17 protein-coding genes, 1 other RNA gene and 1 riboswitch are annotated in these 17,149 nt (G+C 64.6%); of the genes, 10 read left to right on the plus strand and 8 right to left on the minus strand.

Going from position 1 to position 17,149, the window contains the following annotated elements; translation table 11 throughout:
- Positions 1–153: 153 nt before the first annotated feature.
- The 4 genes from cobU to P0D71_RS10805 are packed head-to-tail and all read left to right on the plus strand — an operon-like array spanning position 154 to position 3,686.
- A complete protein-coding gene (gene cobU / locus P0D71_RS10790) occupies positions 154–708 on the plus strand; it encodes a bifunctional adenosylcobinamide kinase/adenosylcobinamide-phosphate guanylyltransferase (protein ID WP_408479932.1) in 555 nt (184 codons plus the stop codon).
- Entirely contained in the window at positions 708–1,643 is a 936-nt protein-coding gene (gene cbiB, locus P0D71_RS10795; RefSeq protein WP_408186373.1) for an adenosylcobinamide-phosphate synthase CbiB, read from the plus strand. Before cobU ends, cbiB begins: the two co-directional genes overlap by 1 nt.
- Positions 1,636–2,715 (plus strand): threonine-phosphate decarboxylase CobD, encoded by a 1,080-nt coding sequence (gene cobD, locus P0D71_RS10800; protein ID WP_408479934.1) that lies wholly within the window; start codon positions 1,636–1,638, stop codon positions 2,713–2,715. The genes cbiB and cobD overlap by 8 nt, the downstream gene beginning before the upstream one ends.
- Before the next feature lie 59 nt (positions 2,716–2,774).
- Positions 2,775–3,686, plus strand: a complete 912-nt coding sequence (locus P0D71_RS10805; RefSeq protein WP_408479936.1) for a cobalamin-binding protein — start codon at positions 2,775–2,777, stop codon at positions 3,684–3,686.
- Between the two features lie 28 nt (positions 3,687–3,714).
- Here P0D71_RS10805 and cobC read toward each other — a convergent pair whose 3' ends face one another.
- Genes cobC through P0D71_RS10835 form a run of 6 tightly spaced genes read right to left on the minus strand, consistent with a single transcriptional unit; the run spans position 3,715 to position 10,009 of the window.
- Positions 3,715–4,305 (minus strand): alpha-ribazole phosphatase, encoded by a 591-nt coding sequence (cobC, locus tag P0D71_RS10810; RefSeq protein ID WP_408186375.1) that lies wholly within the window; start codon positions 4,303–4,305, stop codon positions 3,715–3,717.
- Positions 4,290–5,066, minus strand: coding sequence for an adenosylcobinamide-GDP ribazoletransferase (locus P0D71_RS10815; protein ID WP_408479938.1), 777 nt, complete (start codon positions 5,064–5,066; stop codon positions 4,290–4,292). The genes cobC and P0D71_RS10815 overlap by 16 nt, the downstream gene beginning before the upstream one ends.
- Positions 5,067–5,099: 33 nt before the next feature.
- Positions 5,100–6,161: a nicotinate-nucleotide--dimethylbenzimidazole phosphoribosyltransferase gene (gene cobT, locus P0D71_RS10820; protein WP_408479940.1), complete on the minus strand. Its 1,062-nt coding sequence runs from the start codon at positions 6,159–6,161 to the stop codon at positions 5,100–5,102.
- 36 nt (positions 6,162–6,197) lie between these two features.
- A complete protein-coding gene (locus P0D71_RS10825; protein ID WP_408479941.1) occupies positions 6,198–7,034 on the minus strand; it encodes an ABC transporter ATP-binding protein in 837 nt (278 codons plus the stop codon).
- Complete coding sequence (locus P0D71_RS10830; RefSeq protein ID WP_408479942.1) at positions 7,034–8,098, minus strand: FecCD family ABC transporter permease; 1,065 nt, start codon at positions 8,096–8,098, stop codon at positions 7,034–7,036. Before P0D71_RS10830 ends, P0D71_RS10825 begins: the two co-directional genes overlap by 1 nt.
- A 39-nt stretch (positions 8,099–8,137) precedes the next feature.
- Entirely contained in the window at positions 8,138–10,009 is a 1,872-nt protein-coding gene (locus tag P0D71_RS10835; protein WP_408479943.1) for a TonB-dependent receptor domain-containing protein, read from the minus strand.
- 91 nt (positions 10,010–10,100) lie between these two features.
- A riboswitch (cobalamin riboswitch) is annotated at positions 10,101–10,357 on the minus strand.
- Positions 10,358–10,564: 207 nt separating this feature from the next.
- Between P0D71_RS10835 and P0D71_RS10840 the strand changes: the two genes are divergently transcribed.
- The 5 genes from P0D71_RS10840 (at position 10,565) to P0D71_RS10860 (ending at position 13,070) form a co-directional block, all read left to right on the plus strand.
- Positions 10,565–10,921, plus strand: a complete 357-nt coding sequence (locus P0D71_RS10840; protein WP_408479944.1) for an ATPase — start codon at positions 10,565–10,567, stop codon at positions 10,919–10,921.
- Complete coding sequence (locus tag P0D71_RS10845; RefSeq protein ID WP_091796442.1) at positions 10,918–11,232, plus strand: cell division protein ZapA; 315 nt, start codon at positions 10,918–10,920, stop codon at positions 11,230–11,232. Before P0D71_RS10840 ends, P0D71_RS10845 begins: the two co-directional genes overlap by 4 nt.
- Before the next feature lie 135 nt (positions 11,233–11,367).
- Positions 11,368–11,549, plus strand: a non-coding RNA gene (gene ssrS, locus P0D71_RS10850) — 6S RNA.
- Between the two features lie 143 nt (positions 11,550–11,692).
- Positions 11,693–12,151, plus strand: a complete 459-nt coding sequence (locus P0D71_RS10855; RefSeq protein ID WP_408479945.1) for an EVE domain-containing protein — start codon at positions 11,693–11,695, stop codon at positions 12,149–12,151.
- A gap of 187 nt (positions 12,152–12,338) precedes the next feature.
- Positions 12,339–13,070, plus strand: a complete 732-nt coding sequence (locus tag P0D71_RS10860) for an SIMPL domain-containing protein (protein ID WP_408344778.1) — start codon at positions 12,339–12,341, stop codon at positions 13,068–13,070.
- A 112-nt stretch (positions 13,071–13,182) separates the two neighbouring features.
- Here P0D71_RS10860 and lgt read toward each other — a convergent pair whose 3' ends face one another.
- Positions 13,183–14,088: a prolipoprotein diacylglyceryl transferase gene (gene lgt / locus P0D71_RS10865; protein WP_091796445.1), complete on the minus strand. Its 906-nt coding sequence runs from the start codon at positions 14,086–14,088 to the stop codon at positions 13,183–13,185.
- A gap of 127 nt (positions 14,089–14,215) precedes the next feature.
- On the minus strand, positions 14,216–15,202 hold the full coding sequence (locus P0D71_RS10870) for a LysR family transcriptional regulator (protein WP_408479948.1): 987 nt from the start codon (positions 15,200–15,202) through the stop codon (positions 14,216–14,218).
- 174 nt (positions 15,203–15,376) lie between these two features.
- Between P0D71_RS10870 and ilvD the strand changes: the two genes are divergently transcribed.
- A complete protein-coding gene (gene ilvD, locus P0D71_RS10875) occupies positions 15,377–17,050 on the plus strand; it encodes a dihydroxy-acid dehydratase (protein ID WP_408186382.1) in 1,674 nt (557 codons plus the stop codon).
- The last annotated feature ends 99 nt before the right edge of the window (positions 17,051–17,149 follow it).

The following is a 17,149-nucleotide window of genomic DNA, read 5'->3' on the forward strand; positions in this document are numbered from 1 at the left end:
CGGGGCGCCAGCCGAGCGTTTTCATCAGGCATCAGCGCGTGCCCGTAAGGAGCCGCGCAGCGTCGGCCGCATGCGATGCGCTGCCGCGCTATGCATGGAACGCGGCATTATCCCATCGCGCCCGCCCGCACTGCACGCCGGTACAATCACGCGATGACTTCCCGCGACCTCACCTTCGTTCTCGGCGGCGCCCGTTCGGGTAAGAGCGTGCACGCCGAACAGCTTGCCACCGGCAGCGCCCTGCCCGTCACCTACATCGCCACCGCGCCCTCGTCGGACGACGCCGAATTCAACGCGCGCATCGCCCACCATCGCGAACGGCGTCCGGCGCATTGGCAACTAGTTGAAGCCGGCGTCGATCTCGCCGGCGCGGTGACGCAATGCGACGCGCCCGGCCACTGCATGCTGATCGATTGCCTGACGCTGTGGCTCGCCAACCTGCTCTGTCCGCCTAAAGGCGACGCCATGCCGGTCGATCAATATCATGCACGCGTCGCCGCGCTCGAATCGGCGCTCGTCAACGCCAAAGGCAAGGTCATCGTGGTCAGCAACGAAATCGGCCTGGGCGTCGTGCCGCTCGGCGCGGCCACGCGTCTTTACGTCGACGAACTTGGGCGGCTCAACCAGCGCATCGCCGCGCTGAGCACGCAAGCCACGATGATGGTCGCCGGTTTGCCGCTCGCGTTGAAAACCGCGAGCCACGCGTAATGCTCTCGCTCCCGCTACTCGTGACGCTGGCCACCGCGGGCGTGGTGGTCGACCGTTGGTTCGGCGAGCCGCGCATCGCTCATCCGCTGGTGGGATTCGGCAAATGGGCGCTGCGTCTCGAAACGCGCTACAACACCGGCCGGCGCTTGCGGCTCAAGGGTCTGCTGGCGTGGTCGCTAGCCGTGATGCCGCCGGTGCTGATCGCCTGGTGTCTGGTTGCCGTGCTGCCGTTTTTCGCGGCCTGCGCGGTGCATATCGCGCTGCTGTGGTTCGCGCTCGGCGCGCGCAGTCTGCACGATCACATTGCGCCGATCGCGCAGGCGTTGGCGCAGCGCGACCTACCCCAGGCGCGCCTGCTGACCGCGCGCATCGTTTCGCGCGAAACGGAGCATGCGGACGAAGGCGCGCTGTCACGCGCCGCCGTCGAATCCACACTCGAAAACGGCAACGACGCGATCTTCGGCGCGCTGTTCTGGTTCGCCATCGCGGGCGGCCCGGGCGCACTCGGGTTTCGTCTTGCCAACACCCTCGACGCGATGTGGGGATACCGCACGCCTCGCTATTTGCGCTATGGCTGGGCCGCGGCGCGTATCGACGACGTGCTCAACTGGATTCCCGCGCGACTGACCGCCGCCAGCTACGCGCTGCTCGGCGACACGCACACCGCGTGGCGCTGCTGGCGCGACCAGGCGCCACGCTGGGACAGCCCGAACGCCGGACCGGTGATGGCGGCCGGCGCGGGGAGTCTGAACGTTATGATCGGCGGCCCGGCGGTGTATCACGGCGCCGTCGAATACCGGCCGACACTCGGCTTCGGACACGCGGCCAACGCCGGCGACGTGAACGCCGCGTTGATGCTGGTCGAGCGCACGGTCATTCTCTGGCTTGCCGTGCTGATCGTGCTGGCGTTGCTGAGCGTGCCGTTCCATGTTTGATCGACTGAACGGCTGTGCGAACGAAGCCAATGAGCCGACCGAAAGGGCCACCGCAATCGACACCGTCGCGCACGGCGGTAACCTGCACGAAGCGGCAAGGCGCTACGGCATTCCGTACGCAGCGTGGCTCGATCTGTCGACGGGTATCAATCCGCACGGCTATCCGGTCCCACCGGTTCCCGCCGACGCGTGGCGCCGCCTGCCCGACGACGGCGACGATTTTGCCGCCTGCGCCGCGCGCTACTACGGCGCACCCGATGCCGCGCACGTGCTGCCCGTTGCGGGCAGCCAGGCGGCGATTCGCGCACTGCCCGCGCTGCTGCCGCGTGCACGGGTTGGCATCGCGCCGCTCACGTACGGCGAATACGCGCCCGCATTCGAACGCGCCGGCCATCAGACGATGGTGCTCGACGTCTCTCACGAAACGTTGCCCGACGCGCTCACGCATGCAGTCGTCGTGAATCCGAACAATCCGACCGCTACCCGTTTGAGCGCCGCCAGGCTGTTGCATTGGCATGCCCAGTTGAGCGCGCGCGGCGGCACGCTGCTGGTCGACGAAGCCTTTGCGGATACGATGCCGGCGGCGTCGCTAGCGGCGAGCACCTATCGCGACGGCCTGCTCGTGCTGCGCTCGCCAGGGAAGTTCTTTGGCCTAGCGGGCGTACGCGCGGGTTTCGTGCTCGGCGCGCCTGCGCTGCTCGAACGTTTGCGCAGCACGCTCGGCGCGTGGACGGTCAGTGGCCCGGCCCGTCACGCCGTTAAAGCCGCCTTTGCCGACGAAGCCTGGCAACGGCACATGCGAACCCGGCTCGACGCCGAAAGCGCGCGCCTCGTCGGCCTGTTGCATGCGCAAGGTTTCGACACGCGCAGCACGCCGCTCTTCGCGTGGACCGTCGACGCACGCGCCGCCGCTTTGCATGAAGCGCTGGCGCGGCGCGGCGTGTGGACGCGTCTGTTCATGCCCTCGGGCAGCGTTCGATTCGGCTTGCCTGCGAGCGAGACCGAATGGACCCGCTTTAACGAGAGTTTGCGCGACGCCGTTCGAGAGATCGATCCCACGCGAGCGGGTTGATGCAGCACAGACCTCGCATTCTTGCCACGCTCATCAAACGTCTGCCGCAATTTCGCCCGATGAACCGACTCGTCCGCTTCACCCTCGCCACTGCGCTCTTCAGCTACGCGTTGCATGCGTTTGCCGCCATCTCAGTGACTGACGACACCGGCGCGACCGTCACCCTGCCCGCTCCCGCGCAACGTGTGATCAGCCTCGCGCCGCACGTCACCGAATTGCTGTATGCGGCGGGCGGCGGCGCCAAGGTGATCGGTGCGGTGTCGTACAGCGACTATCCGCCGGAAGCAAAACAGTTGCCGCGCGTCGGCGATAACAAGGCGCTCGATCTGGAGCGCATCGTCGCGCTGAAGCCCGATCTGATCGTGGTGTGGCGGCACGGCAATGCGCAGCGTCAGCTCGATCGCCTGCGCGAAATGCACATTCCGTTGTTCTTCAGCGAACCGCACCATCTCGACGACGTGGCCGTTTCGCTGACGAAGCTTGGACAATTGCTCGGCACGTCGCCAGTGGCGAATGCCGCGGCGGCCGCCTACCGCCAGGACATCGCGGCGCTGCGCAGCCGGTATGCGAGCCGGCCGCCCGTCAGCGTGTTCTATCAGGTGTGGGATCAACCGTTGATGACGCTCAACGGCGAGCATATGGTCAGCGACGTGATCGCGCTGTGCGGCGGCCGCAATGTATTCGCGAGACTCGAACCGCTGGTGCCGACCGTCTCGACCGAAGCGGTGCTCGCGGCGAATCCGGAAGCCATCGTCACCGCAGCACCGGGCGCGACGAAACCGGATACCACCTTGCCGCAACTCGGCGCATGGCGAGCGTGGCCGAGCCTGACCGCGGTGACGAACAACAACCTCTTTGCGATCGACGGCGATCTGATCAACCGCCCGGCGCCACGCATCGCGCAAGGCGCGAAGCAAATGTGCGAAGACCTCGACGCGGCGCGCTCACGCAGAAAGTCCGCCACGCCATGATGCCAGGGCGATCAGCGCCCTGCACCACTTACGCATTCCACCGCACCAGCGACCAGTGCTGCGTCTCATCGTTTCTGCGCAACCAGACAATGCCGCTCATATCGAGCGACCATCGCAGACAGCGCTCCAGCGGCACGTCCAGCACGATTGACGCGATGGCCCGCATCACGCCGGCGTGCGTAACCACATAGGCGGGCGACAACTCGCGCGTGAGCGCAAAGGCGTCGAGCCATGCCCGCACCCGCGCGACGAACTGCGCCACGCTCTCGCCGCCGTGCGCACGCGCATGTTCGAAGTTGGCCGCCCAGTCGTCGAGTAGCTCGCGATCGATGGCGTCCCAGCGTTGCGCCTCCCAATCGCCGAAGTTCATTTCCATCAGACGATCGTCGTGACTGATCACACAGCCGAAGTCGTTCGCCATCTCGGCAGCCAGCGCCGAGCAGCGCTTCAAAGGACTCGACAACAGCACGCGTGGCGCGGGCACCTGCAAAGTGGCGAGCTTCAAGGCGAGCGCTGTCGACGACACCTCGGCAGCTTCGGCGAGCGCCACGTCGCTGTGGCCGTAACACACGCCCGCATCGAGCGCGACCGCGGGATGACGAATCAGGACGATATCCATATCAGCCCCACCAGATAAATGCTCAACTCAAAAATTTGCTGCGCGAAACCGAGGCAGTCGCCGGTATAACCGCCGATGCGTCTGACGAAATAACGGCCCATTGCCACGCGAAGTACGACCAGAACCACCAGCGCCGAGCCCGCGAAGCGCCAGTCCGGCGCAGCGAGTCCGTTCGGCCACAGCAGCCACGGCAAGCCGAATAGCGCGGCGCACACCAACGCACCGCCGTTCAGGCGTTGCGCCACCGGTTTGGCTTTGCCTTCGGCTCGCACGTAGTCGAGCGTGGCCAGATAGCTGATCGCACACGTTCGGCTCGCCGCATGCGCGGCAATCATCAGACTTGCGGCACGCATCGGCGGCATGGCGGCGAGCGTTTGCCACTTCAATGCCAACGCAATCACGAGCGCGATGGCGCCGAAAGCACCGATGCGCGAATCATGCATGATTCGCAATGCATCTTCGCGCGTATAGGCGCCACCGAACGCATCGACACAATCCGCGAGGCCGTCCTCATGGAACGCGCCGGTCACGATGAGCGACGCGGCCATCGAGAGCAGCACCGCCACGCCAGCCGGCAATACGTGCAGCGCGGCGAGATAGACCAGCGCGCTCAATCCGCCGATCAATACGCCGACGAGCGGAAAATAACGCGCCGCCGCATTCAGATAATGCGGTTCATAGCCGACCCAGCGCGGCACCGGCACGCGCGTGAAATAGCCGAGCGCCGTGAAGAAATAGCGCAACTCCGTGAGCGGGTTCATGACTGTGCCGCGCGAGCGTGTCTATCCGAACGATCACGCATCGCGATTCGCGACGCCGGCCGATTCGAAGCTCGCCATCTCGTTGACGAACGCCACTGCCGCGCGCAGCAGCGGCACCGCAAGCGCCGCACCGGTGCCTTCACCGAGCCGCATATCGAGCGAGAGCAACGGCAGCGCGCCGAAATGATCGAGCATGCGACGATGCCCCGCTTCGTTCGACGCATGCGCGAACACGCAGTACTCGCGCACGCTCGGCGTGAGTGCGTCGGCGATCAGCAAGGCCGAGCCCGCGATGAAGCCGTCGACGAGAATCGTCATGCGTGCCTCGGCCGCCGCGAGATAGGCGCCCGCCATCATCGCGATCTCGAAGCCGCCGAAGGTGGCGAGCACGTCGAGCGGATCGCTGGACACCGGATGATACGCAAGCGCCGAGGCCAGCACGTTGCGCTTCCTCGCGAGCCCCGCGTTGTCGAGACCCGTCCCACGGCCGACGCATTCGTCGATCGGCACGCCGCACAAGCGGCTCATCAGACACGCAGCCGCCGACGTATTCGCAATGCCCATCTCGCCAAAGCCGATCACATTGGTGCCGAGCGCCGCGTGATGCCGCACGCGCGCCGCGCCCGCTTGCATGGCGGTGAGTGCCTGGTCGCGGGTCATGGCCCGTTCACGCGCGAAGTTGCGCGTGCCCGCCGCAATCGGAATGTCGACGAGTCCCTCCACCGAAGGCAGCGGCGTCGCGATGCCCGCATTGACCACTTCGAGCTCGATGCCAGATACGCGGCTCAATGCATTGATCGCCGCGCCGCCCGCGAGGAAGTTGGCGACCATTTGCGCGGTCACCGCTTGCGGATACGGGCTCACGCCCTCGTCGGCCACGCCGTGGTCGCCGGCGAAAACGATCATCGCCGGACGTGTCACGGTGGGATGCGTGGTGCGCTGAATCAGGCCCATCTGACGCGCGAGCGTTTCGAGCCGGCCGAGACTGCCGGGCGGCTTGGTCTTGGTATCGATGATGTGCTGCAGCTCGGCACGCAGCGTTTGATCGAGCGGTTCGACTTCGGGCAGTCCGGGCAAGCGTGGCGATGAAGTCATAAGCGTGTCTGCAAAGAGTATGTTGGGATGAAGCAATCAGCCTGCGGCTGTGTCATGACCGGCAGGCGATTCGTGACGGGCGCGCGGCGCAGGAATCAGCGCCTCGTGTTCGCCGTCGCGAATCAGGATCAACGGGTAACCGAACGCCCGGCTCGCGAGCGTGGGCGTCAATACGTCGCGGACCGGTCCGGCATAAACGCCGCCGGCGCCGTCGAGCAGCAGCGCATGCGTTGCGAAGCGGCGCGCGAGGTTCAGGTCGTGGCAGGAGAACATCACGGTACGCCGAGGCTCGCGCGTCCACGCGGCGAGCGCCTCGAGGCAGTCGATCTGATGATGCAGATCGAGATGCGACAACGGTTCGTCGAGCAGCAGCAACGGCGCGTCCTGGCACAGCACCGCCGCGAGCGCCACGCGTTGACGCTCTCCGCCGGAGAGCGAGAGCACATCACGCGTGGCAAAGGCGGCGAGGCCCAGCAGGTCCAGCGCCGCATGCGCCGCTGCGCGATCGGCCGCGCGCTCCCAGCCCCAGCCGCTGAGATGCGGAAAGCGGTTCAGCATCACGATATCGAACACGCTCGCGCTGAATGCGTCCGGCGCGCTTTGCGGCATCAGCGCGCGGCGCTGCGCGAGCGCGAGCGGCGGCCAGTCGGCCACGCGTACGCCGTCGAGTTCGACATGGCCCGCCGACGGTTGCAACAGACCCGCAAGGGTGGAGAGCAAGGTCGTCTTGCCCGCGCCGTTCGGTCCGGCCACGCACCAGATCTCGCCTTCGTAGAACGTGTGCGTGAAGGCGTCGAGCAAAGTGCGCGCGCCGGCACGCAAGGTCAGATGTTGCGCGCTGAGTGTGGCTTGAGATGCGTTGAAGGTTTGCATTATCGGCGCCTATGCAACAGCATCCACAGAAACACCGGCACGCCGATGATCGAGGTGATCACGCCAACCGGCAATTGCGCCGGCGCAATCACCGTGCGCGCGATCAGGTCCGCGCCCATCACCGCGACGCCGCCGCCGAGCGCCGCGGCCGGCAGCAGCATGCGCTGATCGTTGCCGAACGCGAGCCGCAGCATGTGCGGCACGACCAGTCCGACAAAGCCGATGGTGCCCGCCGTCGTCACCGCCGCGGCCGCCGCCAGCGACGCCACCAGATATACGCGCAAACGCAAGGGCATGACCGCGACACCTAACGCCTGCGCGGCGGCGTCGCCACGCAGCAGCACGTTCAGACGCGGCGCGGCGGGCACGATCGCAACCAGCACGATGACGAGCGCGGCGAGCGCCGTCCACGGCATCGTGCCGCCGTTGAGGTCGCCCGTGAGCCAGAACAGCATGCCGCGCAAGCGGTTGTCGGGCGCGAGATTGAGCAGCAAGGTGATGAGCGCGCCCCAACCCGCGGCGATCACCGCGCCGGTGAGCAGCAGACGCGGCGACGTGTCCTGCGGCTCGCCGCGCCACAACTCACGGCGCGCGAGGCCGAGCACCAGCAGGATCGACACGAAGGCGCCGGCGAAGGCGCTCGCGTCGACGATCCACCATGCGCAACCGGCGATCATCGCGACGAGCGCGAAAGTCGCGGCGCCGCCCGACACACCCAACACATACGGCTCGGCGAGCGGATTGCGCAACAGCACCTGCAGCAGCGCGCCGGCCAATGCGAGCAACGCGCCGCAGGCAAAGCCGGCCACCGCGCGCGGCAAGCGCAGCGTGCGGACGATCTCCGCAGTCAGATCGGAGGCGCCGCCAGACGGCGCATGCGAGGGCATCAGCGCCGCCAGCACGCGCATCGGCGCGAGCGAGACGCTCCCCAACGCGAGCGACGCCATCAGCACCGCCAGCGCGATCACGGCAAGCGCAAGCCAGATCGCGGCCGCGCGCTTCGCGCTCATCACGCGCAGCGTTGCGGGCATCGAATCCGAGTGGCGGCTAGTGGATCGGCTCATAGAGCGGCTCATCCGCGCAGTCTCAACAAGGCGTGCCCACTACTGCTGCTGCCAACCAACCGTGAGATACGCACCGCGCCGCGGCGAGTTATACGAGTAGGCCGTTTCATAGTCCTTGTTGAACAGATTCTGGATTTGCGCGGCAACGTACCATGCTTTCGTGATGTTGTAGCGCGCCGACAGATTCACCACGCCATAGCCGCCCAGCTTGCCGCTGCTGTCGTCACGCGGACCGCTCACGATCCATTCGCCGCCGACGCGCCACCCGGCGATACTCCGGTTCACCGTCAGCGAGCCGAAGCGCCGCGCGCGCCGCACGAGGTCGACATCGTTGTCGAGGTCGACCGGGTTTTGCAGTGTTACCGAGGCGCGCACGTCCGTCTTGCCGACATGCCCGCTCCACGATCCTTCGAGTCCCTGCACCTTCGCATGGCCGACATTCTCGGCCAGATAGATGCCGGGCGTTACCTGCTCGTAGTTAATCAGATTCGAATAGCGCGTCTGGAATGCGGTGACACGCATCACACCGAGCGCATTCGATGCGTACTGCAGCGCGGCTTCGATCGAATGACTGCGCTCCGGCTGAATCGACGGATTGCCGCTGAGCGGATAGTACAGATCGTCGAAACTCGGCGCGCGAAACGAATCCGAGTAGCTTGCACTCACCTTCCAATGGCTGGTGATGTCGAAGCCGTAGCCAAGATAGTAACTGTTCGCTCCGCCGAAATCGGAATACTGGTCGCGCCGCACGTTGGCCTGAATCTGGTTGCGCCCAAAGCGCCCCGTATAGCCGACAAAGCCCGAATCCACATGCCGGTTGGGCGCCGCGAACGTATCCGAGTCGAGGCTCTGGTCGAGATGCTCGTAGCCGACCTGCAGCTTCTGCTGCGCGGCCAGCGCGAAATCGTTCTGCCACGTGTACTGGCGATTGTCGGTATCGAAGCGGCCGTTATAGACGCCGTTGGTGTTCGACACGCTGCGGTCGTCGCCTTCGGAGACGATGAAGTGAGTCGTCCACCAGTCGGTCAGCTTGCCGTTCGCGAACACCGAGACCTGGCGCACTTTGCTATACAGGTTGTTCAGATCGGTCGGCAGTCCGTACGCGTTGTCGTAGCTGTTGTTGCCGTTCGACTGGAAGTAGCTCGCGCCGGCATCCCATTTGTCGCTGAACTTGTGGCGCAACGAGGCCGAGATGCTCTCGTTCAGATAGCCGTTCGCATTCGGATTGGCGCCGGGCGCCTCACGCGGATTGAGCGATGAAAAGCCGTCGTCCTTCGAGCGCGCGAGCGAAATGCTGAAGGTCGTCTTGCCGTCTTTATCCAATGCGCCGTTCACGCCCGCCTGCTGCGTCTGCGTGTGATAGCTGCCGTAGCCGAGCGAAAAATTGAAACGCGGCGGATGGTCGCCGCCGTCTTTCGTGAACACCTGCACCACGCCGCCGATCGCACCGGAACCGTACAACGCCGACACGTTGCCGTTCACCACCTCGACGTGATCGACCTGGTCGAGCGGAATCTGCGCGAGTTGCGCGGAACCCAGGCTCACCGAATCGACGCGCACGCCGTCGATCAGCAGCAGCGATTGCGTCGAGGACGCGCCGCGCAGGAAGAGGCTCGTCGTCGAACCGGGGCCACCTGTACGCGAGATTTGCGCGCCTGGCGCGAGTTGCAGCAGGCCGGGCAAATCGGTCGCGGTGGTGTCGGCGAGATCCTGCTGGTCGAACAGCGCGGTCTGCGGGATCGCATCGGCGAGTGACTGCGGCCCGCGCTCGGCGGTCACCACGATCGATGACAACACCGCAGGCGACGCATCCGCCGCCGACGCAGAAGATGAAGGTGCAGCTTGCGCGTGCGCAACGATCGGCAGGCCCGCGAAGGCAAGCACCGCCGCACGAGCGATGGGGGACAGCATGGGGTAAAAGTCCTGTGGGTAGCGTGCGCGGCCTGCTTCCCCGCAGGCCGATGCGTAACGAGGCGCCCGCGTATTTAACATTTTCGCGCGTGACGTGCCTCTCCCTCTGGCCGGTATCCGGGCTGACGACATATCGATCCCGCCTTCCCACGCGTGACGCGCAGTGGCACACTCGCGAGTTGAACTTCCAACACGCGATCAGGATCGACTTGCATGACGAATGCGGTCGCTTACCGTTGCGGGGGCAGCGCAGGTTGGCGCGTTCTGGCGAACCGCGCCCCCTGCTTCCCGTTTAACTGCGCGCGCCGTTGAAAAGCGCACGCGGGCACCAGAGTGCGGCCAGTTTAGGAGCGGCCTCGGGGTCCGTCAAGAATGAGTGGGACCGCAGACTACCGTTCTGTTAAGTGCAGGCTATTGTCCGACGCACGAGTACTTTTTCATCATATGGTCGATAAAAGCCTGCACAAAGCAATGTTGTTACGTCTCGAAACGAGACAATTGTCGGAACCTGCGACATTCCGCGCTAAAATGCGATGTCTTTAGAGGACGCAGCACATGCTCACCGAACTCGAAACACTTTCACAGAATATCGGCAAGCTGATCGCGATCAGCCAACGCCACAATGAAGCGCGACTCGCGCTCGAAGAGCAGCTCGCCCAATCGCGCGCCGACGTCGAAGCCACGCGCACGGAACTTGCAATGCTGCGCGAGGAACGCAATGCGCTGCAGGCGGAACGCGACGCGCTGTCGGCAAAGATCGACGACGCCCAGGTGCGCCTGAATGCGATCCTCGAAAAGCTGCCGCGTGCCCGCGCAAACAGCGAGCCCGACAGCCAGCTCGATCTGCTCGAGCCCGCCCCGCACGAAGTCGAAGCAGAGAGCGACGAGACCCGCCACGGAGAAAATGCATGACCACCAAGCAGATCGAAGTATCGATTCTCGGCGTGCCCTATCGCCTCGCCTGCTCGCCGGAAACGGAAGGCGCGCTGCTTGAAGCGGTCGCACGCGTCGACGCCGAAATGTCGAAGATCCGTAACAACAGCAACGTGCGCGGCACGGATCGCATTGCTGTCATGGCTGCGCTGTCGCTGGCATCGGAACTGCTTAGGCTGCAATCGAGCGTGAGACACGGAGAAGCATTTCCCGCTGAGGAAATCCGGCGTACAATGCATCAAATGAACGAACAACTAGGTACTGTGATTCAGCAGTACAGCATGCAGTAAGTAACGTGTGTTATCGTGCGGCCGGTCCTGAGATCGGCGGCGGATTCAAACGGAATGTGTGAGGACAAGGCGTCCAAGATTCTGCAAACGTTTGAGTTCAATCGGTCGTTTTCGTGATTTAGCTTTATCGGTTTAGCTTCCCTGCCTGGTTCGCCAAGGTCATATATTCCTTGAACCAATGCCATGTGCACGGTTGCGGAAATTTGTAGCACGGGTGTGCGCGTCACTCTGTCTGATGTACCCGAAGTGTTGCTAACTGCGACCAATTCTGAACCCCCGGTTCAGGATGCCGGCCTAGCGGCTAAGGCGGGGACCTTATTTAGAACGGCATCGGACTTCGGTTCGGTGCCGTTTTTCTTTGGGTGCCAGTTTTGCGCGCTGTCTTTGCGCGATGTTTCTTGTACGCCGATTTCTTCCGCATCTTCAAACCCTTAACGTTCAACTACGTTCAATTCGATTCATGCGCTACTGGCTAATGAAGTCCGAACCGGACGAGGCAAGCATCGATCATCTCGCCAACGCACCGCATCGCACGTTGCCGTGGACCGGCGTGCGCAACTATCAGGCGCGCAATTTCATGCGCGACCAGATGCAGGTCGGCGACGGCGTACTGTTCTATCACTCGAGCTGTCCCGAGCCCGGTATTGCGGGCATTGCGGAGGTATCGTCCACCGCGTATCCGGACCCCACGCAGTTCGACAAGAAGAGTCCGTACTACGACGCGAAGTCTTCGCAGGAATCGCCGCGCTGGGTGCTCGTCGACGTGGTGTTCAAGAAGAAGATCCCGCTGATTCCGCTCGCCGCGCTGCGCGAGCATGACGAACTCAAGGACATGCGCGTGCTCGCCAAAGGCAACCGCCTGTCGATCACGCCGGTGACCGAAGCCGAATGGCGCTTCATCACCAGGCGGCTCGCCTGAGGTTGCGTGACAACTCGCGTGATAGTTGATGCGCGCCACGTATTCACGCAGGCGCAAACGTTAAAGCAACGTCAAACCGGGGAACCAAGCTCAGGTTACAACCGCCTAACGGACTCGCAAACGCCGTGCCACTGCGCGGCGCTTGCTCCGATCGTGCACAACCCCTGTTCAAGCAAGGAGTCCAATAATGACGAAAAACACCGCACGTGCACTCGCTTTCGCTCTCGTATGCGCCGCGCCTGCCGCGCTCGCCCTGACGCCGGCCATGGCCCGCGCGCAAGGCATGATGCAGTATCAGCCGGCAGGTGTGCTGTCGCTGAACGCGCAGGCCAGCGCCGAAGTACCGCAAGACGTTGTCGATATCACGCTGTTCTACGAGCAGGAAGCGAGCGATCCGTCGGCGCTCACGTCAACGCTGAATCAGCGCGCCGATTCGGCGCTGCAAAAGGCCAAGGGCGTGAGCGGCGTGACGGCCCGCACGGGCTCGTTCTCGATCTATCCGACAACGGATCGTGACGGGCGCATTTCCGCGTGGCGCGGCCGCACGGAGATCGTGCTCGAATCGCACGATTTCGCCGCGGCGTCGAAGCTCGCGGGTCAAATGGCGTCGATCATGCAGGTCGGCAACGTGCAATTCTCGCTCTCGCCTGAAGCACAACGCGCGGCCGAGCAGAAGCTCACCGGCGAGGCGATCAAGTCGTTCCGCGAGCAGGCCGCATCGTCCGCGCAGGCGTTCGGCTATAGCGGCTATTCGATTCGCGAGGTCAACGTCGGCCACAACGGCGTGATGCCGCGTCCCGTGATGATGATGAGCGCGCGCGCCATGGGCGCCGACGCAAAGGCTTCGGCGCCGGTGCCGATTGAAGGCGGCACGTCGACCGTGACGGTGAACGTGTCGGGTTCGGTGCAGATGAAGTAACGCCGCTCACTCATGCTAGAAGGGCTGCTTCGCGACAGCCAAAGAAAAAGCCACGGCACGCCGTGGCTTTTTTCATTTAGTCGCTCGCTACGATAAACCGTAGCCAACCAGATCAGCTCGCGCTGACCGCTTGCGCCGGCTCACGGCGCGCGCGTCGATAAGACCACACCAGCACGCCGATACCGACGAGGATCATCGGCAGCGACAACCATTGGCCCATGGAAAGCCCCATGGCCAGCAGACCGAGGAAGTCGTCCGGCTCACGCGCGAATTCGACCGTGAAGCGCGCGAGGCCGTAGCCGATCAGAAACACGGCGGAAATCGCGCCCATCGGCTTCGGTTTACGGGAGAAGAAGAACAGCACGAAGAACAGCGCGACGCCTTCCAGCGCGATCTCATACAGCTCCGACGGATGACGCGGCAGCATGTGATATTGCGCGAACACTTCGTTCAAATGCCATTGCGCGGCTAGTTGCGGATGCGCGGTGAGCCACGCGGCGTCGTCGGGCGCGGCGCCCGGAAACAGCATCGCCCACGGCGCACTCGGATCGGTTACGCGTCCCCACAACTCGCCGTTGATGAAGTTGCCGAGACGCCCCGCGGCGAGGCCGGTGGGCACCATCGGCGCGACGAAATCGGTGACCTGCAGCCACGAGCGTTTGCGCTGATACGCGAACAGCACCATGGCGAGCGTCACGCCGAGAAAGCCGCCGTGAAACGACATGCCCCCTTCCCACACCTTGAAGATGTCGAGCGGATGCGCGAAATAAAAGCTCGCCTTGTAGAACAGCACGTAGCCGAGCCGGCCGCCGAGGATCGTGCCGAGCACGCCGTAAAACAGCATGTCGTCGATATCTTTGGCGGTCCAGCCTTGCGCGGCGACATACGGCAAACGCAGCCGCAGCCGGCCGACGACGATCGCCGCGATAAACGCGACGAGGTACATCAGTCCATACCAGCGCACGGCGAGCGGCCCCAGATGAATGGCAATGGGGTCGAAATTCGGGTGAATGAGCATCGTGTTGTTATGGGCAGTTCAGGTTCAGAAGCGGGTTTTCTGGGTTTGTAATAGTGGGCGGCGCTGCCCGCACCTTGCGGTGCATGCGTTGGACGGTCCAGGCGCCGATGCGTTCGCGAAAACGCGTCTAAACGCGCGGCGCGGCGGATAGCGGCGCCTCGACGGTCGCGGCATGCGAGCGCACGATCTCGATGAAGCCCGCCAGCACCGGGCTCACCTCCGCCGTGCGCCAGACCAGCCCCGTCTCGATGGCCGGCACCGACTCGGACAGCGGCCGGTACACGACGCCGGTGCGGCGCAGATTACGCAACGATTGCGGCACCAGTGCGACACCCATGCCGGCCGACACGAGGCTCACGATCGTCTGCATCTGGATCGCTTCCTGGCCGATCCGGGGCGCGAGGCCCGCCACGCCGTAGCAATCCATAATGATGTCATAAAAGCCTGGCGCCAGACGTCTTGGGAAGATCACGAGCGGTGCGTCGGCCACATCGCGCAGGCTGATCGGGGTGTCGAGCCATTCCGCGCTCGGGTCGTCACGGCTGCCGCTAGCGCTCGCCACGCGCGCCGCCATTTCCGTGGACATGGCGATCACCAGCGGTTCACGCGCGATCGGCAGCCACGACAACTGGGCGGCATGGCGCGACGGCAGCGGCGCGATCACGAGGCCCGCGTCGATGCGGCCGGCCACCAGTTCGTCCACCTGCACGTCGCTGGTGGCCTCGGTCAGCTCCAGCCGCACGCGCGGATGGCGCACGCCGAAATCGCGCAGCAACAGCGGCAGCAGCCCGTAGTCCGCCGTCGAAACAAAAGCCAGCGACAGCACGCCCGCCTCGCCGCGCGCGAGGCTCTGCGCGAGCGGCCGCAGCCCCTCGGCGCTCGCCAGCAAGCGCTGCACCTCGGGCAACAGATCGGCGCCCACCGGCGTCAGCTCGACCGAGCGCTTGGTGCGCGCGAACAGTGCGACGCCGAGCGTCTCCTCCAGCGCCCGAATGGCTTGCGAGAGCGGCGGTTGCGTCATCGAAAGACGCACGGCCGCGCGGCCGAAGTGCTTTTCTTCGGCGACGGTGACGAAATAGCGCAACTGGCGCAGGTCGGGGATGGCTGGCAGCATGGGTAATACGTTTTGCGACCTAATGAAGGACGAATAATATATTAGACGCACGCATTGCAAAACTGCGTCCTTGCGCGACGCGTGCGAACTACACTGGACGGATGCGGCCGGCCGCCCGCGCCGGCAAGGCAAAACCCGCAGCGCGGATCAAAACCAGAACAGATTGGAGCTCCCATGGCATACAACCGTCGTTCGAAGAACATCACGCAAGGCGTGGCGCGTTCGCCGAATCGCTCGATGTACTACGCGCTCGGCTACGAAAAGGCGGACTTCGACAAGCCGATGATCGGCATCGCCAACGGCCACTCGACCATCACGCCATGCAACGCCGGCCTGCAGCGCCTCGCCGATGCCGCCGTCGCCGCGATCAAGGGCGCCGACGCGAATCCGCAGATCTTCGGCACGCCGACGATCTCGGACGGCATGTCGATGGGCACCGAAGGCATGAAGTACTCGCTCGTGTCGCGCGAAGTCATCTCCGACTGCATCGAGACCTGCGTGCAAGGCCAGTGGATGGACGGCGTGGTCGTGATCGGCGGCTGCGACAAGAACATGCCGGGCGGCATGATCGGCATGTTGCGCACCAATGTGCCGAGCATCTACGTGTACGGTGGCACGATTCGTCCGGGCAACTGGAAGGGCACCGACCTGACCATCGTGTCGTCGTTCGAAGCCGTGGGCGAATTCACCGCCGGCCGGATGTCGCAGGAAGATTTCGAAGGTGTCGAACAGAACGCATGCCCCTCCACCGGGTCGTGCGGCGGCATGTACACCGCCAACACGATGAGCTCGTCGTTCGAAGCGCTCGGCATGTCGCTGCTATATTCGTCGACGATGGCCAATCCGGATCAGGAAAAAGTCGACTCGGCCGCCGAATCGGCACGCGTGCTGGTCGAAGCGGTCAAGCAGGATCTGAAGCCGCGCGACATCGTCACCCGCAAGTCGATCGAAAACGCGGTGGCCGTGATCATGGCCACCGGCGGCTCGACCAATGCCGTGCTGCACTTTCTCGCCATCGCGCATGCGGCGGAAGTGGAATGGAGCATCGAGGACTTCGAGCGCATGCGCAAGAAGGTGCCGGTGATCTGCAACCTGAAGCCGTCGGGCCAGTTCGTGGCGACCGATCTGCACAAGGCCGGCGGCATTCCGCAAGTCATGAAGATTCTGCTCGACGCAGGCATGCTGCACGGCGATTGCATCACGATCACCGGCAGAACCCTCGCGGAAGAGTTGAAGGACGTGCCGGCCAGGCCGCGCGCCGATCAGCAGGTGATTTTCCCGATCGAGAAGGCGCTCTACAAGGAAGGCCATCTCGCGATCCTGAAGGGCAACCTGGCCGTGGACGGCGCGGTCGCCAAGATCACCGGCCTGAAGAACCCCGTGATCACCGGGCCGGCGCGCGTGTTCGACGACGAGCAAAGCGCGCTGGAAGCGATTCTGGCCGACAAGATTGTCGCGGGCGACGTGGTGGTGCTGCGCTACCTCGGCCCGAAGGGCGGCCCCGGCATGCCGGAGATGCTCGCGCCGACCTCGGCGATCATCGGCAAGGGGCTCGGCGAGAGCGTGGGCTTGATCACCGACGGGCGCTTCTCCGGTGGCACGTGGGGCATGGTGGTCGGTCACGTCGCGCCGGAAGCCTTCGTGGGCGGCACGATCGCGTTCGTGCAGGAAGGCGACTCGATCACCATCGACGCACACAAGCTGCTGCTGCAACTGAATATCGACGATGCTGAACTGGAGCGACGCCGTGCCGCATGGCAGCAGCCGAAGCCGCGGTACACGCGCGGCGTGCTGGCGAAGTACTTCGCGTTGGCGCAGCCCGCCAACAAGGGCGCGATAACGGGCTGAGCACGCGCAAAGCTACGTAAAAGCGAAAGGGGCGTGCGGGAAACCGTGCGCCCCTTTCCTTTTATAATGCTGGCACCACGAGTCGGGCACCCGCACCGA

It is taken from the genome of Paraburkholderia sp. RL17-383-BIF-A (assembly GCF_046028015.1).
Taxonomy (GTDB): Bacteria; Pseudomonadota; Gammaproteobacteria; order Burkholderiales; family Burkholderiaceae; genus Paraburkholderia.